The organism is Shewanella frigidimarina NCIMB 400 (genome assembly GCF_000014705.1).
GTDB lineage: Bacteria > Pseudomonadota > Gammaproteobacteria > Enterobacterales > Shewanellaceae > Shewanella > Shewanella frigidimarina.
The window spans coordinates 4528986-4553021 of sequence record NC_008345.1; the positions used below are offsets into that span (position 1 = coordinate 4528986).

At 43.2% G+C, this 24036-nt stretch carries 21 protein-coding genes; 2 read left to right on the top strand and 19 right to left on the bottom strand.

All coding sequences use genetic code 11. The annotated features are described in order from the left end of the window. Window positions 1-24: 24 nt before the first annotated feature. A complete protein-coding gene (locus SFRI_RS19540; protein ID WP_011639207.1) occupies window positions 25-924 on the bottom strand; it encodes a M23 family metallopeptidase in 900 nt (299 codons plus the stop codon). Window positions 925-951: 27 nt separating this feature from the next. Between SFRI_RS19540 and SFRI_RS19545 the strand changes: the two genes are divergently transcribed. After that, complete coding sequence (locus SFRI_RS19545) at window positions 952-1404, top strand: DUF721 domain-containing protein (RefSeq protein ID WP_011639208.1); 453 nt, start codon at window positions 952-954, stop codon at window positions 1402-1404. 4 nt (window positions 1405-1408) lie between these two features. Here SFRI_RS19545 and lpxC read toward each other — a convergent pair whose 3' ends face one another. The 15 genes from lpxC to mraZ all read right to left on the bottom strand — a co-directional run bounded on the left by lpxC (window position 1409) and on the right by mraZ (window position 18427). Continuing rightward, window positions 1409-2329: a UDP-3-O-acyl-N-acetylglucosamine deacetylase gene (gene lpxC / locus SFRI_RS19550; protein ID WP_011639209.1), complete on the bottom strand. Its 921-nt coding sequence runs from the start codon at window positions 2327-2329 to the stop codon at window positions 1409-1411. Between the two features lie 210 nt (window positions 2330-2539). Beyond that, window positions 2540-3706 carry a cell division protein FtsZ gene (gene ftsZ, locus SFRI_RS19555; protein WP_011639210.1) on the bottom strand — a complete coding sequence of 389 codons (1167 nt, stop codon included), beginning with the start codon at window positions 3704-3706 and terminating at the stop codon, window positions 2540-2542. A gap of 26 nt (window positions 3707-3732) precedes the next feature. Continuing rightward, window positions 3733-4968 (bottom strand): cell division protein FtsA, encoded by a 1236-nt coding sequence (ftsA, locus tag SFRI_RS19560; protein ID WP_011639211.1) that lies wholly within the window; start codon window positions 4966-4968, stop codon window positions 3733-3735. Then, window positions 4965-5735, bottom strand: a complete 771-nt coding sequence (locus SFRI_RS19565) for a cell division protein FtsQ/DivIB (RefSeq protein ID WP_011639212.1) — start codon at window positions 5733-5735, stop codon at window positions 4965-4967. Before SFRI_RS19565 ends, ftsA begins: the two co-directional genes overlap by 4 nt. A gap of 121 nt (window positions 5736-5856) precedes the next feature. Further along, complete coding sequence (gene murC, locus SFRI_RS19570; protein WP_011639213.1) at window positions 5857-7314, bottom strand: UDP-N-acetylmuramate--L-alanine ligase; 1458 nt, start codon at window positions 7312-7314, stop codon at window positions 5857-5859. Window position 7315: 1 nt separating this feature from the next. After that, complete coding sequence (gene murG / locus SFRI_RS19575) at window positions 7316-8419, bottom strand: undecaprenyldiphospho-muramoylpentapeptide beta-N-acetylglucosaminyltransferase (RefSeq protein ID WP_011639214.1); 1104 nt, start codon at window positions 8417-8419, stop codon at window positions 7316-7318. Further along, a complete protein-coding gene (gene ftsW, locus SFRI_RS19580; RefSeq protein WP_011639215.1) occupies window positions 8419-9633 on the bottom strand; it encodes a cell division protein FtsW in 1215 nt (404 codons plus the stop codon). The genes murG and ftsW overlap by 1 nt, the downstream gene beginning before the upstream one ends. Continuing rightward, window positions 9623-10945, bottom strand: coding sequence for a UDP-N-acetylmuramoyl-L-alanine--D-glutamate ligase (gene murD / locus SFRI_RS19585; RefSeq protein ID WP_011639216.1), 1323 nt, complete (start codon window positions 10943-10945; stop codon window positions 9623-9625). Before murD ends, ftsW begins: the two co-directional genes overlap by 11 nt. A 22-nt stretch (window positions 10946-10967) precedes the next feature. After that, window positions 10968-12050: a phospho-N-acetylmuramoyl-pentapeptide-transferase gene (gene mraY / locus SFRI_RS19590; protein WP_011639217.1), complete on the bottom strand. Its 1083-nt coding sequence runs from the start codon at window positions 12048-12050 to the stop codon at window positions 10968-10970. Next, complete coding sequence (locus tag SFRI_RS19595) at window positions 12051-13439, bottom strand: UDP-N-acetylmuramoyl-tripeptide--D-alanyl-D-alanine ligase (protein ID WP_011639218.1); 1389 nt, start codon at window positions 13437-13439, stop codon at window positions 12051-12053. Next, window positions 13436-14929, bottom strand: coding sequence for a UDP-N-acetylmuramoyl-L-alanyl-D-glutamate--2,6-diaminopimelate ligase (gene murE, locus SFRI_RS19600; protein ID WP_041413248.1), 1494 nt, complete (start codon window positions 14927-14929; stop codon window positions 13436-13438). The genes SFRI_RS19595 and murE overlap by 4 nt, the downstream gene beginning before the upstream one ends. Beyond that, window positions 14913-16661: a peptidoglycan glycosyltransferase FtsI gene (locus SFRI_RS19605; protein WP_011639220.1), complete on the bottom strand. Its 1749-nt coding sequence runs from the start codon at window positions 16659-16661 to the stop codon at window positions 14913-14915. Before SFRI_RS19605 ends, murE begins: the two co-directional genes overlap by 17 nt. Before the next feature lie 11 nt (window positions 16662-16672). Then, on the bottom strand, window positions 16673-16987 hold the full coding sequence (gene ftsL / locus SFRI_RS19610; protein WP_011639221.1) for a cell division protein FtsL: 315 nt from the start codon (window positions 16985-16987) through the stop codon (window positions 16673-16675). Between the two features lie 14 nt (window positions 16988-17001). After that, window positions 17002-17943, bottom strand: coding sequence for a 16S rRNA (cytosine(1402)-N(4))-methyltransferase RsmH (gene rsmH, locus SFRI_RS19615; protein ID WP_011639222.1), 942 nt, complete (start codon window positions 17941-17943; stop codon window positions 17002-17004). 25 nt (window positions 17944-17968) lie between these two features. Next, window positions 17969-18427 (bottom strand): division/cell wall cluster transcriptional repressor MraZ, encoded by a 459-nt coding sequence (gene mraZ / locus SFRI_RS19620; protein WP_011639223.1) that lies wholly within the window; start codon window positions 18425-18427, stop codon window positions 17969-17971. Window positions 18428-19564: 1137 nt separating this feature from the next. Here mraZ and SFRI_RS19625 point away from each other — a divergent pair. Then, window positions 19565-19885, top strand: a complete 321-nt coding sequence (locus tag SFRI_RS19625; protein WP_011639224.1) for a hypothetical protein — start codon at window positions 19565-19567, stop codon at window positions 19883-19885. 12 nt (window positions 19886-19897) lie between these two features. Here the strand turns inward: SFRI_RS19625 and glpK are convergent, their stop codons facing one another. The 3 genes from glpK to leuD all read right to left on the bottom strand — a co-directional run bounded on the left by glpK (window position 19898) and on the right by leuD (window position 24026). After that, a complete protein-coding gene (gene glpK / locus SFRI_RS19630) occupies window positions 19898-21391 on the bottom strand; it encodes a glycerol kinase GlpK (protein WP_041413804.1) in 1494 nt (497 codons plus the stop codon). Window positions 21392-21589: 198 nt separating this feature from the next. Continuing rightward, window positions 21590-22942, bottom strand: coding sequence for an outer membrane protein transport protein (locus SFRI_RS19635; RefSeq protein WP_011639226.1), 1353 nt, complete (start codon window positions 22940-22942; stop codon window positions 21590-21592). A gap of 478 nt (window positions 22943-23420) precedes the next feature. Continuing rightward, window positions 23421-24026 (bottom strand): 3-isopropylmalate dehydratase small subunit, encoded by a 606-nt coding sequence (gene leuD / locus SFRI_RS19640; RefSeq protein ID WP_011639227.1) that lies wholly within the window; start codon window positions 24024-24026, stop codon window positions 23421-23423. Window positions 24027-24036: the final 10 nt, after the last annotated feature.

Genomic DNA, 24036 nt, shown 5'->3' on the forward strand with positions numbered 1-24036 from the left:
TGAGCGCATTAACCGTTAATATTATTAACTTGCTTTGCGGTAGACGTATTTCTGTGGATCTATTTGTTGTTTACCGCGCAACACTTCGTAATGCACATGGGGGCCGGTTGAACGGCCTGTGCTTCCCATACTGGCAATTTTATCGCCTTTGGCAACGACGTCACCTACGTTTACTGACAGAGATTTATTATGTCCATAGCGAGTACGAAGACCATTACCATGATCTATCTCAACTAACTCGCCATATCCAAGCATGCTTCCTGACCATGTTACAACACCTGCAGCAGTAGTTGTAACATCTGCCCCTTCTTTGCCGGCAAAATCAATACCTTTATGCATTGTTCGTCGGCCACTAAAAGGGTCATTTCGTAAACCATAGGGCGAAGATAACCAACCTTTATCGATTGGCCGCCCTGATATATAACGCTCTTCATCTATATGGAGATTAGATGCTACTGTTTCAAGTAGTGATAGCTGAACATTATTATTATCAATTCTAGATGCCAACTTATTCATTTCATCGATAAGCTGACTTAATTCGACACCATTGCCGATTTCGCTTAACCCGCCGATACCGACTTCTGTTGAGAAATCAAATTGGTCATCAAGGAGGTTATTTTGCGCTACTTGCAGCCCTAAGGCTTCAAGTCGGGTGATTTTGGCCTGCATTTTTGCCACATGAGCAACCAAAGTTGCTAACTGGGTCTCTGTAGCAGTTTTGAGTTCTACCACTTGTTGCTTTTGCTGTTGGCGAAGCTGTTTATTTTCATCAACTTTCGCTTGTTGGTTAGCAAAACGCTCAGTGCTATATTGATATATTCCTGTGCCGGTGGCCATTAGAATAATAGGTAGGAGTAACCAACGCTTACTTGGTTGCCAGCGCGTTACACCATTTCGACCTTGGATAAAAACTGTTACACTCATAGCCTAATTCAGCCATCTTATTATCATATGAAAAAGCCCCCTCAAGATCTCAGCAATTTAGTTCATTTGTCTGGGAGACTGCCTGAACTGGCCGAGAAAGCAGAACTACTTAATAATCTGAATCGTTATGTAAAACAGACGTTAAATGGTCCTGTGGCAGAGCAGCTCAAAGTCGCTAATCTCCGCCAGGGTGTTCTTGTTATTGAAACGACATCTGCAGCATGGGCTGCGAGAATAAACTTTCAAAAGCAGAAGCTATTAAAACAGCTTCAAACTGACACGCTTCCGATGCTTACTGCTATTGAGGTGAAAGTCAATCCTGGACTTGCCTTAGCAAAACCACAATCCCAACCTAATCAAAATGTGATCAGCACCACTGCAGCACAACATATTGAAGCATTAGCTGCACATGTTGATGGTTCTTTAGGTGAAAAACTAAAACGGCTGGCTGCATTAGCCAGCCGTAATAGGCAATCTTAACTGGTTAAACGTGCGCTAATGCACCCGGAACCATGAAACTGACAGGCACATCAGCCTCTTTATCAAAGCTTACCAACTCCCACGCATCTTGCTGAGCAAGTAATGCACGTACAAGTTGATTGTTCAACGCATGACCAGTTTTATAAGCTGAAAACTCGCCGACGATTGCATGACCAGCAACATATAAGTCACCGAATGCATCGAGGATTTTATGCTTAACGAATTCGTCTTCATAACGCAGACCATCAGGGTTTAATACACGATATTCGTCAAGTACAACGGCATTTTCCATGCTGCCACCTAGTGCTAGATTATTCGCACGTAAGTATTCAATATCTCGCATAAAACCAAATGTTCTGGCACGACTAATGTCTTTCACAAACGCTGAGGTCGAAAAGTCCATCACCATGTGTTGTTGACTACGAGCAATTTCTGGATGATCAAAGTCAATTCTAAAATCAACTCTAAAGCCTTTAAAAGGCTTTAACTCAGCCCATTTATCGCCATCTTCAACACGCACAGGTTTGATGATTTTTAGGTATTTTTTAGCTGCTGCTTGTTCTTTAATTCCTGCACTTTGCAGTAAGAACACAAATGGGCTTGCACTGCCATCCATAATCGGGATTTCTGGTGCATCGACTTCGATAATTGCATTATCGATGCCTAAGCCGGCAAGTGCCGCAAACAAATGCTCAATTGTTGATATCCTGATACCAGCATCGTTTACAAGGGCGGTACACATTGTCGTTTCACGAACCATGTCAGCTTTTGCTGGAATAGACACAGCTGGGCTAAGGTCGGTACGCTTTAGTACAATCCCTGTATTCACTGGTGCGGGCATAATGCATAGAGTCACTTTGTTGCCGGAATGCAATCCGACCCCAGTGCTCTTCACCATTTTTTGAACAGTTCTTTGAAAAATCATTCAGTCGCCCATAAATATCAATATTAAACAAATAGTTGCAAAAATAGCCCTAGGCTATCATGCATAACTGGTACAACATGCTACCATAAATTTGGTTTTTCACAAAAAAAACGCCAAACACAGAGTAAATGTATAAACCTGCTTGCAAAATAACCTTTTTCGCACACTTCGCTCATTAGTCACGCAAAAACATAACGTTTTATTCGTGTATTAATCAGCCTGCTTACGCAAGAATGCTGGAATATCAAGATAGTCAGCATCAGTACGTTGTACAGGTTGAGGCTGCGGAACAGCATTGCCTTTAGGTGCTGCGTAACTTTGTTGTGTCATAACATCTTCAACAGGTTCTGGACGCGGCTCTATTACAACGGGTTCTGGACGAGCAACAGGCTTAGACACTAATTGAATGTCTGGCTTTTTCTCTGCACCAATACCTGTAGCAACAACAGTTACACGTAATTCATCACTCATTTCTGGATCAATGACAGCACCAACTACAACAGTGGCATTGTCTGATGCATAAGCTTTAACGTGGTTACCCACAGTTTCAAGCTCTTCGATAGTGATATCCATACCTGCTGTGATGTTAACTAACACACCGCGCGCACCGGCTAAGTCGATATCTTCAAGTAATGGGCTAGCCACAGCAGCTTCTGCAGCTTCTTCAGCACGATCATCACCACGAGCAACACCGGTACCCATCATGGCATTACCCATTTCAGACATAACAGTTTTCACATCGGCGAAATCGACGTTGATTAGACCAGGACGAGTAATTAGCTCAGCAATACCTTGAACAGCACCAAGTAATACATTGTTAGCTGCAGCAAAAGCATCAAGCAATGAAGTACCACGACCCAATACTTTTAATAGTTTTTCATTGGGGATCGTAATTAACGAATCCACATGTTTAGCTAACTCGGCAATACCAAGTTCTGCATAGGCCATGCGCTTTTTACCTTCAAAAGGAAAAGGCTTGGTCACAACTGCAACGGTTAGAATACCTTCTTCACGGGCAATTTCTGCCACAACAGGAGCAGCACCAGTACCGGTACCACCACCCATGCCGGCAGCGATAAAGATCATGTCAGACCCTTTAATTGCAGCACGAATATTCTCGCGGTCTTCTTCAGCGGCTTGACGACCCACATCTGGGTTTGCGCCCGCACCGAGACCTTTAGTCACGTCGCGGCCAAGCTGAATAGTTGAACCAGCACTTGATTTACGTAGTGCTTGTGCATCTGTATTGGTAACGATAAATTCAACACCTTCGATGCTGTGTTTTACCATATGTTCGACCGCGTTTCCGCCGCCGCCACCGACGCCGATGACTTTAATCACCGCTTCGTCTGAATGTGTATCCATGATCTCAAACATTGTCTGATCTCCATTTGTCTGCGTTATTAAAATTCACCCTTAAACCAACTTTTGACCCGATTCAAAAAGCTGGTAACCCCTTGGCGCTCAGGTCGTTCGAACTGTCGTTCGATGACTCGCCTTGCGCCATAATGAAGCAACCCTATTCCTGTTGAATAAATAGGTTGATCCACATATTCGTATAACCCTTTTACTGGTAGCGGTGATGCGACACGAACAGGCATACCAAAGGTTGCTTCAGCAATTTCAACGGCACCCGATATCGAGGACGTTCCTCCAGTAAGCACAATCCCTGCTGCAATTTGATCTTCTAGACCGCTATCTTGTAACTGCTTGAGAACAAGCTCAAACAATTCTTGATATCTTGGCTCTACCACTTCTGCCAGAGTATGGCGTGACATGCTGCGTGAAGGACGGCCACCAACGGATGGCACTTCAATACTGTCTTCACGGCTTACCGTTGAACTTCTGGCACTGGCAAACTGCACTTTTATTTGTTCAGCATGCGTTAACGGTGTTCTGAATATCTTGGCGATGTCACTTGTGACTTGGTTACCCGCTACCGGAATAACTGCACAATGACGTAATGCGCCGTTGGTATATACAGCAATATCGGTTGTGCCACCACCAATATCAACAATACACACGCCTAAATCTTTCTCATCATTTGTGAGCACTGAGTCTGCAGAAGCGATACCTGAAAACACTAAGTCATCAACTTTTAAACCACAACGCTCCACGCTCTTTGTGATATTTTTTGCCATATCATTGGCGCAGGTAACAATATGAGCCTTGGCTTCCATACGCATACCAGACATACCAATTGGGCTCTTAATCCCGTCTTGAACGTCGATTGAATACTCTTGCGGTAATACATGCAAGATACGACGCTCTGTCGGGATTTTAACCGAGCGAGCGGTATGGATTACATTATCAACATCTTCTTGAGTTACTTCTTCGTCGTTAATCGACACCATGCCATTTTCATTTTGGCAGGCAATATGTTTACCCGAAATACTTAAGTACACCGATGAAACCTGACAATCAGCCATCAACTCTGCTTGATCTAACGCCCGTTGCACGCTGCGCACTATAGAATCGAGATCATTCACGCCGCCTTTATCCATGCCTCGAGAAGGATGATTACCTAAACCAATGACACTAATCTCACCATCAGGTAATACTTCACCAATGATGACTGCGACCTTGGATGTCCCTATATCTAACCCCACGATGAGGTTTCTTTCCTGATTTTTGGTCATTTATTGTCGACTCTCTTTTTTGAATCATCCCAACCTACGGCGAACCCGGTATCGTAACGTAAATCAACGGTCGCAACTGGTTTTTCACTTTGCTTCAAAGTTGGATACACATTAATAAAGCGTTGTATCCGTGACATTTTATCTTCTCGTCCAAGCTCAATTTCAATTCCGTTAGCCAGTACGGCATGCCATGCATGGCGTGGACTTAAGCGTAAACTGGCCAACTTAAACTCGTTTATTGTCAATAAATCATCTAACTGCTGGTAACTGGTCAATACTTCTATTTCTGTCCCTTCTGGGCCAAATAATTTAGGTAATGCATCATGCTCTGAATACGCTAACGCATCAAAAACTTCACCATTAATATTAAGCCAAGACACTTCATTCCAATGCGCTACAGCTTGTTGCTCTTGCAAGGTGATCTTGAACTTTGCCGGCCATTCTCGTCTTACTGATGCATGATAAACCCACGGCAATGCTTCTAATGCTTTTTGTACATCCACCACATCAGCGCTAAAAAAACTACTTTGCATTAATGACTGTAATGCATTTTTAATTTCGTCATCGGTGGTATAAATTCGCTCACCTTTAATAGCAACCGCTTCAATAGGTAATGCATCAGCATCATTTAACAACTCGTGTAGTTGCACACAACCCCAAACTACGGTGCCAAGCACACAGGATAAAAACACTACACCAGTGCAAAAATACCAATTAACACGAGCTAATTTATGTTTTAGTTGCCGCCCTTTATCGCTCCACGACACCTTAAATCCGCCTCTGACGTTGTTCCGGAGTTAACTCCAAAAGATCGGTCATTATATAGACCAATTCATAAGGTTTAAAGCTCGATTTTCACACACAATAATTGGTGAAAAATCAATCACTTTATTGCTCTTCTACAAGCACTTTACAACCCAAATTACTCTGGGCTAATTCTTTCGATAAAGCCCCAATATTGCCTGCACCTTGAGTCATAAATAAATCCCCATGCTGCAACACATCAGGTAATACTGCCGCTAGTTGATCTGGACTGGCGATAAAAATAGGGTCAATTTGACCTCGTAATCTAATTGAACGGCATAAAGCGCGCCCATCAGCACCCGGGATCGGAGCTTCACCCGCGGCATAAACATCTAATAATAATAAACAATCGACCTGTGACAATACATCGACAAAGTCTTCATATAAGTCACGCGTACGGCTATAACGATGCGGTTGGTATGCCATCACTAAACGCTTGTCTGGCCAACCTGCTCTCGCTGCTTTAATCGTTGCTAATACTTCACTTGGATGATGACCGTAGTCGTCCACGAGCATTACACTGCCATTAGGTGTTTCAAATTCACCTAAATGCTGGAAACGACGACCTATACCTTCAAACTCTGCAAGTGCTTGTACAATAGCACTATCATCAATGTCATCTTCACTGGCGACAGCAATTGCGGCTAAAGCGTTAAGAACGTTATGTTCACCTGGCAAATTAAGCACAATGTCGACATTATCTTTGCCATGACGCTTAACAGTAAAGCTTGACTGATGACCATTTTGTGCAAAATTAATTGCCTGAACATCAGCCTCTTCACTGAAACCATAGGTGACAACTTGGCGGCCAATACGTGGCATAATTTCGCGGATCACTTCATCATCAATACACATTACTGCCACACCATAAAATGGCAGATTATGTAAAAAGTCGACAAAAGTGGTTTTCAATTTCTCAAAGTCGCCACCATAAGTATCCATGTGATCGGCTTCAATATTGGTGATCACACTGACCATCGGCTGCAAATGCAAAAAGCTTGCATCGCTTTCATCTGCTTCAGCAATAAGGTACCGGCTGGTGCCTAAGCGGGCATTAGTACCTGCACTATTAAGTAAACCACCAATCACAAATGTTGGGTCACGATCGGCTTGACCATATACACTGGCAATTAAGCTCGTCGTGGTGGTTTTACCATGAGTACCGGCAATCGCAACACCATGACGATAGCGCATTAACTCAGCCAGCATCTCTGCACGGCGCACAATCGGAATACGTAATTCTTTAGCGGCAATAATCTCAGGATTTTGCGGGTTAATGGCTGTAGAAACCACAACAACATCTACCTGCTCAACACTTTGGGCCTGATGGCCAATAATAATTTTTGCGCCAAGACTCGCCAAACGTTCAGTCACGCTATTGATAGCGATATCTGAGCCGCTTATTTGATAGCCTTCGTTCACAAGCACTTCCGCAATACCACCCATGCCGGCACCACCGATGCCAACAAAATGAATGCGCTTGATCCGTCTCATTTCTGGGATCATGCTACGAAGCTGTGCGTATCTTTCTGTCTTAGTCATTTCAACCCTTTCTCGCAAATGAGGCACAAATATCTGCTACTCGTTGAGTCGCATCTAATACCGCTACGCCTCTTGCCTTATGACCCATTTGGGCTAGTTCTTGTCTATTTTCAGCAAATAACTGCAATTTTTCAGCAAGGTTATCTGCATTTAAAATGGTTTGTGGTAATAAAAATCCTGCGCCAGCATCAACAAGTACTGATGCATTTACAGTTTGATGATCATCCACGGCATGAGGATACGGTACTAAAATACTCGGTAACCCTACGGCTGCTAACTCTGATACAGTAAGAGCACCGGAGCGGCATACCACTACATCAGCCCAACGATAAGCGGCTTCCATATCATCAATAAATTCAGCAACATTGACACTGTCTGATTGACCAAGTTGTTGATAACTCGCTTTCACTGTTGCCTGATTATTTTTGCCCACTTGATGCCAAACTGTCAGAGAATGATATTTGCTCAGATGAGCCACTACTGCAGGCATTACATCATTCAATACTTTGGCACCTAAACTGCCACCGACCACCAGTACTCTTAACGCATCGGCTTGCGGAGTTTTAATTTGTGCGCCTAACTCAATCAGCTCTTGGCGAATAGGGTTGCCCACAACTTCAACATTAGCGACGTTACTGGCAAAGGTATTGGGGAATGCACACAATACCTTTTTGGCAATCTTAGATAACAACTTATTGGTTAATCCTGGAATCGCATTTTGCTCATGCAACACGACAGGAATACCTGATAATTTTCCGGCCACGCCGCCCGGGCCGCTAGCAAATCCGCCCATGCCTAGAATCACATCGGGTTGAAAATCATCAATCACCGCTTTGGCTTGAATAATTGAACGGATAATTTTAAATGGTGCCGCTAACTTACGCATAAGCCCATTACCACGCACACCTTTAATATCGATAAATTCAATATCAAATCCGTGCTGAGGCACTAAACGGGCTTCCATCCGGTCGGCGGTACCTAACCAACGTATTTGCCAACCTTTTTCAGCTAAATACTTCGCCACTGCAAGTGCAGGAAAAACATGACCGCCAGTGCCGCCAGCCATAATTAATATCTTAGGAGAACTACTAATATTACTGTTCATTAACTGGTTCTCCCTTGTACGGCTTGCACCAAACTAACTCGACGTTCATGATCTATCCTAACAAGCAACATCACCGCAGCAGTCATAATCCACAAGCTACTGCCACCATAGCTGATAAACGGCAGGGTTAACCCTTTGGTTGGTAACATACCAATACTGGCTCCCACGTTAACTACGGTCTGAAAACAAATCCAAATACCGACACCATAGGCGACATAACTTTCAAAAGGACGCTGCATTTTCAAACATAAATTGCCCAATCTAATCGCGCGAATAGCAATAAAAAATAGCGTGCATAACACTATAATAATACCGGTAAACCCCAACTCCTCACCAATAACAGCAAAGATAAAATCCGTATGAGCCTCTGGTAAATAAGCCAATTTCTGAATACTGTTGCCTAACCCCTGACCAAACCAATCACCTCTGCCATAAGCCATTAAGGATTGCGTCAACTGATAACCACTGCCAAATGGGTCTTCCCACGGATCCATAAACGAGGTCACACGTCGCATACGGTAGGGCTCGAATAGCACCAGCAATACGAAGGTCGCCACGCCAAGTAATACCAATACCATAAAATCTGTAATGCGCGCGCCAGCCAAAAACAACAAGCTTACCGTGCACACAAACAACACCACCACGGTGCCGAGGTCTGGCTGTAACAAAATCAATACTGCAAACAAACCGTAAACCCCAATAGGTTTATAGAAGCCTTTACGGTTTTCGCGTAACTCACCATGACGACGTACTAGGTAACCTGCCATGTAGACAATAAACACAAACTTGGCCATTTCGGCGACTTGGATCCTAATAGGACCGATAGACAACCAACGACGAGCACCGTTAACCGAAGTACCGATAAACAGTACTGCTATCAATAATACCAACACCGCTAGCATCAACATGCCGCTGTTTTTTTCCCAATAGCTGACTTCGAACTTAAGTACCACGAAAGCAATCACTACGCAGCCAACAAGGTAAAGCACATGGCGATACATAAAATAAAACGGGTCGCCAGTCAGTTTGGTCGCTTCAGGCATTGAAGCCGACATCACCATAACAAAGCCAAAACACATTAAGCCGACAATCGCGACTAGAAAGCTACGATCGTATAACGGCATACCCGGTGTATGGTCATCTGATAATAACGAGGGCAAAGTCCAATTAAGGCCCCGTTTAAACAAGCTAAGTTGCTGCTCGTTATTCGCCATCGGCTAACGACTCCACACACTGTCTAAAATCATCACCGCGAGCCATAAAGTTTTTATACATATCTAAACTGGCACATGCTGGCGACAATAAAACGATGTCACCAGACGATGCTAATTCAGCGGCTTTGGCGACGGCTTCAGCCATCGTTGCCACTTCAATAGTGCCTGCTTTTAATTTGGCAATTTTTCGGCCATCTCGCCCTAAGGTAATAAGCTGGGTAATATTACTCAACGGTTCTGTTAGTGGACGAAAATCACTGCCTTTACCATCGCCACCGGCGATCAAGTACAAATCACCTAAATGAGAATTAAGCCCCTCTAGTGCGGCAACTGTCGCGCCGACATTGGTTGCTTTAGAGTCATTGATATACGACACACCTTGCTTAACGGCAATCAATTCGCAACGATGACTTAAGCCAACAAAGGATTTAGCCACTTCAATCATGGCTTCTTTACCCACACCACAAGCATCGGCTAATGCCATTGCGGCTAATAAGTTTGCATGGTTATGGCTACCAATTAAGGTCACATCAATTAAATTAATAATTTCACTGTCACCATGGAAAATCTTGCCATCACTTAATCCCCATGCATCACCTTCTGGCACGCCCAAACCAAAATTATTTTGATTCATTGGCTCTAGCGGATAAGTTAATTCGTCGTCACGGTTGTACATCACAAAGCGGCTTTGTGGGTATAAGCGTAATTTGGCTTCACGGTAAGTATTCAAGTCACTATAGCGATCCATATGGTCTTCGCTAACATTGAGACACGTTGCCGCAATACAATTTAATGAATGAGTGGTTTCAAGTTGAAAACTCGATAGCTCAAGTACGTAAAAGTCTGCATTTTGAGGTAATAAATCCAGCGCTGGTGTACCAATGTTACCGCCAATCGCCACCGACTTTCCGGCAGCTAACAACATTTCGTACACTAATGTCGTTACCGTAGATTTACCGTTTGATCCAGTGATACCCACAACGCAAGGTTTCTTGTCTGCGATTTCTCGAGCAAATAACTCAACATCACCAATCACTTCAATTCCCATGTCCAACGCAGCGCGTACTTCAGGCGTATCGATTGGAACACCAGGACTGATGATAATTTGGCTGGCTTGAACTAAATAACGGCAATCAAACCCACCGGCCAATAATTCAATATCGGCAAACTCTTGTGCCAGCGTATCTGCACCAGGCGGATGACGACGACTGTCCATGACTAAAGGCTTAATGCCTTTAGTTGCTAAAAAACGCACGACCGAGAGCCCTGTTGCCCCTAAGCCTAAAACAATGTGCGTATATTGAGTTTGCATAATACTGACCTTGATTAATTACTTAGCGTAATTTTAGAGTCGCTAGACCCAGTAACACTAAAAACAACGAGATAATCCAAAAGCGCACAATAACGCGCGGCTCTGGCCACCCTTTTAACTCATAGTGATGATGAATAGGCGCCATACGGAAAATTCGCTGACCACGTAACTTATACGAGCCCACCTGCAAGATCACCGATACCGTTTCCATAACAAACACGCCGCCCATGATCACCAATAAAATTTCTTGGCGAACCAGGATAGCAATCACACCCAATGCGGCACCCAACGCTAATGAGCCCACATCGCCCATAAACACTTGAGCTGGATAGGTGTTAAACCATAAAAAACCTAAACCTGCGCCGACCATAGCCGTACACACAATCACTAATTCACCCGCTAATGGCAAATGAGGCAGGTGCAAATAACTGGCAAATTGAGCATGACCAGATAAGTAAGCGATTAAGGCAAACGCAGCCGCAACCATCACGGTTGGCATAATCGCTAAGCCATCTAAGCCGTCGGTTAGGTTCACTGCATTACTGGCACCTACAATGGTGAAGTAAGCTAATAAAATAAACATAAAGCCCAGTTGCGGCATGATATCTTTAAAAAACGGCACAACTAACTGTGTTTCGCCAACCATGGTTGATGAGCTATACAAATACACCGCAACAACTAAAGCGGCAATTGACTGCAACGCATATTTCCAACGTGCAATTAGGCCTTTAGAATCTTTCTTTACCACTTTACGATAATCATCAATAAAACCAATGACACCAAAACTGGCGAGTACAAATAAAGTGACAAGCACATAACGATTAGATAAGTCGCCCCAAAGCAGAACACTAATAAAAATGCCCGCAAGGATAAGAATACCGCCCATTGTCGGTGTTCCACGCTTACTGAAATGCGATTCTGGACCGTCATCACGAACGACTTGACCAATTTGCAGCGTTTGCAGGTGCTTAATTAAAATCGGCCCCCACCACAAACTAAACACCAATGCAGTTAACAAGCCTAAAATAGCCCGGAACGTTACATATGAAAAAACGTTAAACCCGCTATAAAATTGGGTTAAATACTCGGCTAGATAAACCAGCATCTACACTAACTCCCCACGCCCATAGGCATCTAATAAACTGTCCACAACTCGCTCCATAGCGGCGCTGCGGGAACCTTTAACTAAAACTGTAATATTACCTGTGGTACTTGCTAACTGTTTTTGCAATGCCACTATTAATGGCTCTTGAGCACAAAAGTGTTCGCTGCCAAATGCTTCACTGGTATTTGCCGACAATTGGCCGCAACAAAATAGCGACTCTATCGCTGCATTTTTAACCTGCAATCCAATGCTGGCGTGCAAAGGGGCAGCATTGTCGCCTAATTCGCCTAAATCTCCCAGCACTAAACAACGATATCCATCACGTTGTTGCAACCAATTAATCGCCGCACTTACTGACGTTGGATTAGCGTTATAACTATCATCAATTAATAACACTCGGCCAAGATCATGGGGCTGCATACGACCCTTTACAGGTTTGAGCAATGCAAAGCCTTGTGCGATGTCGTAAAGCGATATGTCCAAGGCAATACACATAGATGCCGCAGCCAGAGCATTGCTCACTTGATGCAGACCCGCTAATGGCAATTGCACCACTTCTTGCTGTCCATCAAAAGTTAATGTAAATCGATAACAACCATTGGCATCTGCCACTATGTCTGTTGCGGTCACATCTGCATCGACATTCATTTCACGGCTAAAACGCAGATGTTTGCGCCCCTGTGACTGTTGCAGCATAAAGTCTGCAAACTTATCGTCAGCATTAATAATTGCGGTTCCATCTGGTGTCAGATGATTAAAAATTTCAGATTTAGCCTGAGCAACACCTTCCAGTGAACCAAATCCTTCAAGATGAGCATTGCCAACATTATTAACTAACGCGACTTGAGGCAGCACTAATGATGAGGTGTAATCGATCTCTCCACGATGGTTTGCGCCAAGTTCAAACACCCCATATTCATCACCTTCACTTAACCGTAGCAAAGTTAACGGCACACCAATTTCGTTGTTAAAATTGCCTGCGGTAAATAACACTTGGTGATGTTGAGATAAAATAGTGGCCAGCATTTCTTTAACGCTGGTTTTGCCGTTTGACCCCGTTAACGCGACGCAAATAGGCGCCACTGTTTGGCGCACAAACGCGCCCATCTTGCCCATGGCCTTTTGGGTATCGACCACTACAATTTGCGCAATATCGGCGGCAAAAGGATGGTCGACTAATAGATGATCGACCAACAGTGCTACTGCACCATTTTTAATCGCTGTATCGACAAAATCATGGCCATCAAAACGCTCGCCTTTTAACGCAATAAATAAACATTGAGCCGGAATGTTACGACTGTCAGTACTAACACTAGTAATTACGCCATCTTGGCCATGTAAGGTGCCATTAAGATGCTGAGCTAATACCGACATAGTGACGCTAATCATGATGCCTCCTGAGACAACTTAAATGCCAAAGCGCGTTCATCATAATCAATACGTTCACCTGCCACTTCTTGATAGGTTTCATGACCTTTACCAGCAAGCAGTACAATATCGTTAACTTGTGCTAATGAAACAACATGGGTAATGGCTTCAATCCGGTCTACCCGGGTAAGCACCTTTTGAGGTTGACTAATACCCTGTAAAATATCGTTGATAATTGTTTGTGGATCTTCACTACGCGCATTGTCACTTGTGATCATCACTTTATCTGCATATCGCTCAGCGGCTTGTGCCATCAAAGGACGTTTACCTTTATCACGATCGCCACCGCAGCCAAATACGCACCATAACGTTCCTTTGCAGTGCAACCTTAATGCTTTTAATGCTTGCTCAATTGCATCTGGAGTATGGGCATAATCAACAACCAAAGTAGCGTTGTTAACAGATGAAAAACGCTCCATACGACCCGCAACAGGAATCAACAATGGGAGCACAGCCAAAATAGATGCCATTGGCTTGCCCTGTAAATACAAAACAGCTATTGCTGCCACTAGGTTAGACAAGTTAAATGCACCTAATAGCGGCGAGTTAAGCTGCACACTTACTGACTTTTCACTATCAATTTCGACAAAATGCAATGTCGCGGTGACACCTGCATCATGATATTCAATGGCATCACAGTAAAAGTCGGCAGCAGAATTCCCTTTAATGCTGAAAGATTTATTCTGGTCGCTCGCCAATTCGGTCAACCATTTCGCACCCACAGCATCATCAATGTTAATCACACCATGCTTTATGCTAGGAAATTTAAATAAGCGTTTTTTAGCAGCGGCGTAGGAATCCATATCACCATGATAATCTAGATGATCGCGGCTTAAATTTGTAAACACTGCAATCTCAAATGGTGCAGCTTCAACACGCCCTTGTACTAAACCATGGCTGGACACTTCCATAGCACACAGTTCAGCACCTTCTGCTGCAAACTCACTAAGTTGGCGCATGACCGTTATGGCATCAGCAGTCGTATTGCCGCTATCTACAAGTTGGCCCCACAAACCATTTCCTAATGTGCCCATTACAGCGGCTTGATGTCCGAGTAAATAAACAATTTGAGCAATAATTTGGCTTACAGATGTTTTGCCATTGGTACCGGTGATCCCAATTAAAGATAACGATTGGCTATTGGATAAGTAAAACTGTGCGGCTACGGCCGATAATTGGCGGCCTAGTTGGCAAAAAAACACTAATGGCACAGTATATTGAAGACGATCGACTATGCCATGTTCATCTGGATTATCGGTATGGATCAGTATCGCCGTTGCTCCAGCATTAATCGCTTGAGGAATAAATGCTCGACCATCGACTTTATGACCTGGTAATGCCACAAATAAACCGCCACGTTCAACGTCACGGCTGTCTAGCGTTAATCCATTAACGGATTCGCGACCAGAGTAATGGAACCACGGCGCTAATAAATCATTTAATAACATTATTTTGCGCTCCTCGCGCGGTGGCCAAATTAACAGCCTCCTGCTCTGAAATTGGTTCTACATTAAGCATTTGCAAGGCACCAGACATAATTTTGGCAAAAGCAGGGCCGGAAACATCACCACCGTAATATTTGTCGCCTTTGGGTTCGTTAATCACAACTGAAATAGCCAAGCGAGGATTATGAACGGGAGCTACACCAGCAAATAAAGCAACGTAATCATCGCCATAACCACCGGCAATGGCTTTACGACTTGTACCTGACTTACCAGCAACGGGGTAGCCATCAATGTGTGCTTTGGTTCCTGTGCCTCCCGTTTCAGTTACCCCAACGAGCATTTCCATTACGTCATAGGCAACTTTATTTGAAATGACTTGCTCGCCTTTAGGTGGTTGTCTCAGTTTTAAAATTGACACAGGATAGAGTATTCCACCACTGCCTAACGTGGCGTACATACGTGCTATTTGTAACGGTGTCGCCGTAAGGCCATAACCAAAAGACAAGGTGGCACGTTCAAAGTCAGACCAACGATTACGGTCATGGATCAAACCCGCACTTTCACCGGTTAAATTAATTCCCGTATAATTGCCTAATCCCATGGATTGGTATGTACCGAGTAATTGTTCAACGGGCATAGACAAGGACAACTTACTAATTCCCACGTTACTCGATTTAACCAAAATTTTGGCTAACGTCATATCACCATAGTTACTCGAATCGCGAACTTGACGCCCACCAATCCGCATCCACCCTGGTGATGTCGATATTAATTCATTCACTTTCACTGTGCCGGCATCAAGGGCTGCAGCAACAACAAAAGGCTTAATCGTAGACCCTGGTTCGAATGTGTCAGTTAAGGCGCGGTTGCGCATACGATGTGGCTGTAAATTATCTCGGGCATTAGGATTATATGAAGGAGTATTCACCATCGCTAATACTTCGCCCGTGGTCACATCGATAACCACCACAGACCCAGACGTCGCTTGGTATACTTCTGTCGCACGTTTCAATTCACGATATGCCAACTGCTGAATACGTTGATCAATACTAAGCACTAAATCGTTAGAACTTTCGCCTTCTTGCACGATATCCAAACGTTCAACCACACTGCCATCGCGAGCTTTACGTACTTTTTGCTTTGAGGGCGTTCCTGTTAACCAAGTATTATAAGTATTTTCAATGCCTTCAATGCCCACATCATCGATATTAGTGATACCAATTAACTGTGCAGCCGTTTCACCAGCAGGATAGTAACGACGGGATTCTGATTTAAGGTAAATACCACCAATTTTAAGCTGCTCAATATAGTCAGCAACAGCAGAGGTCACTTGACGTTTAAGATATACAAAGCGCTTTTTAGGATTGTTTTTGACTTTTCTGACCAATTCGTCGACAGGTTCTTGCAGAACATCTGCAAGGGCTTGCCAACGTCGCATGTCTTTAAATGCATCTTGATCATGGGCATGTTTAGGATCAGCCCACACAGCACGCACAGGTACACTAACCGCGAGCATATCGCCATTACGATCGGTGATTAAGCCTCGCTGAACTTGATTACTAGTTGTGCGCAGTGTGCGCATATCACTTTCGTGACGCAGTTTATCGGGCTCAATAATTTGAATATAGGCCGCACGCGCAACTAGACTGCAAAATAACAACAAAACGAACCCCACCACAACGTATAAACGCCATGGAATAAGTTCGTGACCTAATTTTTGCTTTGCTTGTCTAGCCATATTCCCTATGCTCACTGGACTCGAATGATAACTTCCTCCTTAGGAAGCGGCCGAGACATATTTAATTCTTTGGTTGCCATCCGAGTCACACGACTGTGCTCTGATTGCGATTGTTCTTCTAATAATAAGTTTCGCCACTCAATATCTAAGCGATCTTGCTCTTGCAGAAGATGATCCCATTGAGTAATCAACTTACGTGTTACATGGCTGGTATAAACGACGGCGACACCATTCAAAACAACCAGTAAACTCAGCAGCAATACCCACTTATGGTGCCAAATGTCATGTAACACAATCCGAGGCAAATTTAATGGTGATTGGCTCACATTACCCTCAGTGGTTAATAATCCAGACGCTCGGCAACTCGTAATACTGAGCTACGCGCACGTGGATTAAGCTCTAATTCAGCATCAGAAGGCTTTAATGCCTTACTAACCGCCTTTAATTTACGCGATTTATTAAGCTCTGCTTCCATGATAGGCAATCCATGTGGCACGCTTTCACCTTGACTATGGCGGCGAATAAAACGCTTAACCATACGATCTTCCAACGAATGAAAACTGATCACCGATAAACGCCCTTGTGGTGCTAACACTGCTAATGCGCCTTCAAGTGCTTGATCGATTTGTTCTAATTCACTGTTAATATAAATACGAATAGCCTGAAAAACCCGTGTTGCGGGATGCTTATTGCGCTCTTTGTTTTTAGTAATACGCGCGATTAAATCAGCTAAATCTTTAGTGCGTAAAAAAGGTGTTTTTTCACGGTCAGCAGCAATGCAACGGGCAATGTGGCGCGAATTTTTTTCTTCGCCGTAGGTTTTAAATACCCATGCCATATCTTCAATTTCTGCACGTGCTATCCACTGCGCCGCAGTTTGACCTTGGCTATTGTCCATGCGCATATCGAGCGGGCCATCACGTAAAAAACTAAAGCCACGTTCAGCATCGTCTAATTGTGGTGACGACACGCCAAGATCAAGTAATACGCCATTGATCTTGCCAGTTAACCCAAGTTCCTCAACATACTCAGCTAATTGACCAAAGCCACCGTGTACGATTTGAAAACGTGGATCATCAGCAAACTGTTTTGCCGCTTCAATAGCTTGTGGATCACGATCAATTGCAATTAAACGACCATTTTCGCCTAAATGACTTAATACATGACGCGAATGCCCACCTCGGCCAAAAGTGCCATCAATGTAGATGCCATCACTTTGGATATTGAGACCATCAACGGTCTCATTCAATAATACTGATAAATGGGCAAACTCTTGGCTCATTGGGTTCTTCTAACCTTTTTGGTCATTACAGTGAAAAGTGTGCCAAGCGTTCATTGCTGGCTAAATCTTGGCTTTGAATGAGCGCATTGCCATCATCCATTTGTTGCTGCCAAGCACTCTCTTCCCATAATTCAAATTTATTCAGTAAGCCCACCAGCATGGTTTTCTTTTCTAAACTGGCGAAACTTCGTAATGCCGGCGGAATAACAATACGTCCGTGGCTGTCTAGTTCACAATCTTGTGCGTGACCTAGTAATTTTCGTTTAAAGGAACGCTCAAGTGGATCGGTATCAGAAAGCAATTTTAGCTTTGCTTCAATCTGTTCCCATTCATGTAACGGATAAATCAACAAACAAGCAGCGTCAATATCAACGGTCATAATCACAGTACCGGCATGTTCCACACGCAACGCATCACGGTATCTCGCTGGAATAGCGATCCGCCCTTTAGCATCCATGTTGATTGCACTGGCACCACGAAACACGTTATTTAGCCCTTAATGTTGTCATTTGATCCACAATGATCCACTTCTTCCCACAAATGCTAAGTTTAGGGACTCTATGCAAGTGTTGTCAAGCAATGGACAGATATATTAAATCCAGACCCCAAGCGGGTTAGCAGCAAATTAATATCAAGCGGGATGAATGACAGAGCTGTTGGAGGAAAACAGCTAAAAATCAGGGTAAATGAGTTAAACCAGAGACATAACGGTCACTTTATCGGCTAAAATAGACTCGCGATCTTTTTAATTAATGTTCTTTAATCGTTCGAATGTTCCATCTTTACCTCGTAATATTGCTCAACAGCTCAATTTTAAGCACATTAAAAATCAACAAATAGTCGACTGAGTCGATTTTCTACGTTTAAAAACGCTCTTTATTTTATATTTATGTCTGTCGAGCATCTTCAATATCAGCATTATTGAGGTAAAAACACCTCTATTCACCTTGCTGTATCGTATTGCTCAGGTAAATTGCTTAAGTAAATACACGCTAAAACAACTTTTGCTCATTAGATTACTGCTAAACATCAATTGCTATATATCAACGGTTAAATATCGATTACTAAGCATCAATATCTAAGGATTGACTACCAAAAATCGATTACCAAACATCACTGTGTATATCATTAGCCTTCGATGTTGAGGGCAAGCATTTTATCAATTCACCTTGCAATCACAGTTAATTATTCTTAATGCCTCAAAGGCATACGGTGATGATGACTTAATCATAAAACGGTATAAATAGGTGCTATCACGCAAGAGGATTACACGACAGCATGTCGCGATTTCAAGTGTTGTCCTACTACCTGCTTAGCATTAATAGATAATCTATTGGCGTATATATGTGTTGTTGGAGGTCTTATATGGGTATACATCGCGACGTTACCATTATCCAATTGCCCTTGGGATATGGTTGAATAACCGATAGAAATAATGAAATGAGCATAGTTAATAATATCCATGCCAATTAGGAGCTGGTGTGACTTTATCAATCAAGAGTATGAAAGTGACCACTAAACTATCTATCACTTAAAAAAGATTAAAATTTAATCAAACTGAGCCGATAAACAGTTATGATGAATAAACATTCAGCTTCATTTCACCACACAGGAGAGCAACATGAGTATCGACAGCATTTATGCCATGCTAGCTAGACCTGTACAGGCTGTGAGTGAGCGTAAGAGAATTGTTGAACAAGTCAAACAGGTTAGTGCTATAAGTGCAGACAGTCACGAGGCGCCTCAGTCACAATTACCTCCCGGTATTACCCATAAAATGCCAATTCAACGGCAGGAAGCTTCGCGCCAAGAAAGACGAGCCAAACCAAGAACCGTTGATGAAAAAAAAACTCTCGGTAGCAGAACGAGGCGAATGAAAACGGATAAGCGATTCTCCACTCGTGGAGAAACCGCCAGTCAGCTTATTGATATTGAGGTGTAATACTGACTTGGTTTACCCAACGTCTCCATTAGGGCTTACTTGAGAAACGGCTTTCTGCCAGCCCTTGTACAGCGTCGCACGAGTCGTTATATCCATTGTTGAAGTAAACTCCCGTTCGGTAGACAGCATGGTTTTTAATTCATCCGTCGATTTCCATACGCCAACGGCCAAGCCAGCTAGAAATGCTGCTCCCATTGCTGTGGTTTCTGTTACTTGCGGACGAATAACCGTGACCCCAGTAATATCGGCTTGAAATTGCATTAAAAAGTCATTTGCTACCGCACCACCATCCACTCGAATTTGTGTTAACGGTACATTAGAATCTTTGCTCATAGCATCAAGCACATCACGAGACTGGTAAGCTATTGCTTCTAATGCCGCGCGAATAATATGATTCCGATTAGCTCCACGGGTTAAGCCAATAATGGCACCTCGAGCATCAGCATCCCAGTAAGGCGCACCTAAACCAACAAATGCAGGCACTAAGTAAACACCATTGGTGTCGTCCACTTTATCGGCAAAATATTGGGTGTCACAAGCATCGGTAATAAGACCTAACTCATCACGCAACCATTGAATAACCGCGCCGCCCATAAATACCGAGCCTTCAAGGGCATAATTCACCTTTGTGTCAGCACCAATAGCAATGGTTGTTAATAACCCATGGGTTGACTCTACCGCTTTATCACCCGTGTTCATTAATAAAAAACACCCGGTACCATAAGTATTTTTTGCCATCCCGGGCTCAATACACAACTGGCCAAACAACGCCGATTGTTGATCGCCAGCCATACCCGCTACTGGAATGTGATTACCAGCCAGTTCGGTATAACCGTATATTGCGCAAGACGGTTTCACTTCAGGTAACATTGCCCGCGGTATATTGAACAGATCAAGCAACTCTTCATCCCACTCTTGGGTGTGAATGTTAAATAACATCGTCCGAGATGCATTGGTTGGTTCGGTCACATGGACTTCACCTTGCGTGAGTTTCCACACTAACCAGGTATCAACCGTGCCAAACAATAAATCCCCAGCTTCGGCTTGTTCACGAGCGCCTTCCACGTTGTCTAAAATCCATTTGATTTTTGACGCAGAAAAATACGGATCTAATACTAATCCGGTTTTTTGGCGTACTAAGTCTTCAACACCTTGAGCTTTTAGATCCAAACAAATAGCTTGGCTGCGACGACATTGCCAAACAATCGCATTACATACCGGCTTACCTGTATGCTTGTTCCAGACTATCGTGGTCTCGCGCTGATTTGTTATGCCAATTGCGGCGACATCATGACGGCTGATCCCAGCACGTGTCAGCACTTCCACAAGCGCTGAACTTTGCGAAGACCATATCTCCATCGGATCATGCTCAACCCAACCCGCTTGTGGATAATGTTGAGTAAATTCACGTTGCGCCACAGCGACAATATTCGCTTGATGATCAAACACAATGGCACGAGAACTTGTAGTGCCTTGGTCTAACGCGACAATGTATTTTTTAACCACCATCTGATTTCCTATATCATTTTGACATGATTATTTTTATATGATTTATCTATTTAACAAACCAATATAACAACGAAATTTAAAACACATACAAGTAATTGTCTTTTGTTTATCGAGAAATCGTTGTTTTATAATAGGCCAATTAATAAAAAGGCCTCGCAACTGCGAGGCCTTCAATATCTATACCAGCAGAGCTGATTACATCTTATAACTTAACTGTACGCCTGTTAACCATACGTCACCCGTTGCTTCACCAGTGAAGCTAACCGATGCAATATTTTGCAGGCTCTGAGTCTCTGTAATGGGTGCATCACCATGAGTGCGAATGTAAGTCACACCAACATCAACATTCAGATTTTTAGAGACTTGATAACCGGTACCCACACTGAACCATAAACGGTCAGAATCTGGAATGGTGGTGGTGCGGTGTTGGTCATCAACCGCGGTTTTATCTAGCGCCATACCAGCACGTAATGTCCACTGGTCATTAAGTGTATAGGTGGTACCAAGCGCATAACGCCAGTTATCTTTAAAGTTCTCTTCTTTTACCACGTCTGACTCTAGGCCACCGACAGGCTTAACATCACCAGGGAAGTACGCCACTAGTTGTTCAAACACACTCCATTCTGTCCAATTAACACTTGCATGCATTGCCCAGTTTTCAGTTAACTGATGGTAAGAAGCCAGTTCCGCAAATGCAGGTAACTCAATAGGTAAGTAGCCCTCAATTTCAATATTTTGACCACCGTTATAAGCCACGCCAGACACATGACCGTCTAATTTAAGATCGACACTACTGTGATAAGCCAAACCGATGCGGTTTGCTGAGTTAATTTGCCAGCTCGCGCCCGCTTTCCAACCATAGCCAACATCATCACCTTCCATTGACTTTAGATTGGTACCACCTGAAGGTAAACGTGCATTAATGCTTGCAGGTAAGTTAGGATTAGCTTTAATCGCATCAATCCAACCTGGAGCGGTTGCACTAACTTCACCTTCACCGTACACAACACGTAAGCCTGCACCTACAGTGAATGAGTCATCAACACGGAAAGCAACATTGGGATTAAACTCGACAGTGGTAATTGAGGTTTTACTGCCAAAAATAGCCGCTGCATCCGCTACCGGAATATCAGTTGCTAAACCATAATTTGAATTAACCGCTAGACCCCAAGTCCATTGATCATTCAACTGGTTTGAATAATAAAAGTTTGGCACAAATGCATTGTCAGCAACATCGTATGCGTCAGCACCAATCACTAATGGCTCTGAGCCTAATAACGGTGAAGAAATACCGACATCACCAACCACATCAACATTTGGCATAACATAAATGCCACCCGCTGATACTTGGCGGCCTTCTAGATAAGCTAGCATGGCTGGATTACGCGCTTGAGTTGACGCATTGTCTGCAATAGCTGCTTCACCAGCAAATGCACGGCCCAAACCTGTCGCTGAGTATTCTGCAAGTTGGAAACCTGCCGCGTTCACTTGAGTTGTTGCCCCAAATACAATGGCGCTAATCGCCAGTGTTAACACTGTTTTTTTCATTATGATTCTCGGTGTTTATATTCAAACTGCATAAATCGATTTTTATAGAGCAAAAACTCGATTTAAATGAAGCCGTCAGTGTACTGATCCAAAAAAGCTTTGCAACTGCGCAAAAGGACTGAACAAGAAGTGAGTGATTGAATTCTAAATTGTGATCATGATCAAACTTTTAGTTTTCTGCTATAAAAAAGAAACCAAAAGCGGTATAGCTGTAAACCGATTTAACCTAACGTGAGAAAAAGTTATTTTTTATTATTTAAAAACAAGACATTAAATAAATAAGCATGGCACAACAGTGAGCTTAAATGATTAACGACATTCATCTAAAACAGCACTGCCCAGTACTGATATACAAAATAGTTACATAAAAATTTTTACAATTAAAAACAAAAAAACCTCTTAATGACATCATCAAGAGGTTTTTAATTTATTGTTCACGCTAAATAAACGACACTTTCAAACATTTTGAGAGTGTCGTTTATGCGAACCAAGCTGGTATGTGTGTTTCATAATCGCTGATTTGCTGTTCAAATGACAACGTCAAACCAATAGCATCAAGACCATTCAATAACTTATGTCGAGCAGACTCCACTATTGTGAAATCAAACACGCTTCCTGAAGGTGACGTAACAGTGAGAGCTTGTAAATCGACTGTAATTTGCGCCCCCTCTTTTGCTGCCACTTCATCCATTAATTGTTGCACTTGTACCGATGTTAATTTAACGGGTAACAAACCGTTATTAATCGAATTACCGTAAAAAATATCGGCAAAGGTCGGCGCGATGATCACTCTAAAGCCAAAATCAGCTAGTGCCCATGGCGCATGCTCACGCGACGATCCACAACCAAAGTTTTCTTGGGCTAGTAAAATAGATGCGCCTTTATAACGTGGCTGATTAAGTTCAAAATCAGGATTAGGTTTATCGCCTGCATCATCTAAGTAACGCCAGTCATGGAATAAATGTACCCCAAAACCGTCACGGGTGACTTTAGACAAAAATTGCTTAGGAATAATCTGATCGGTATCGACATTAGCGCTATCAATAGCGACCGCTAAACCGGTATGGGCAGTAAATGCTTGCATGTTTATCTCC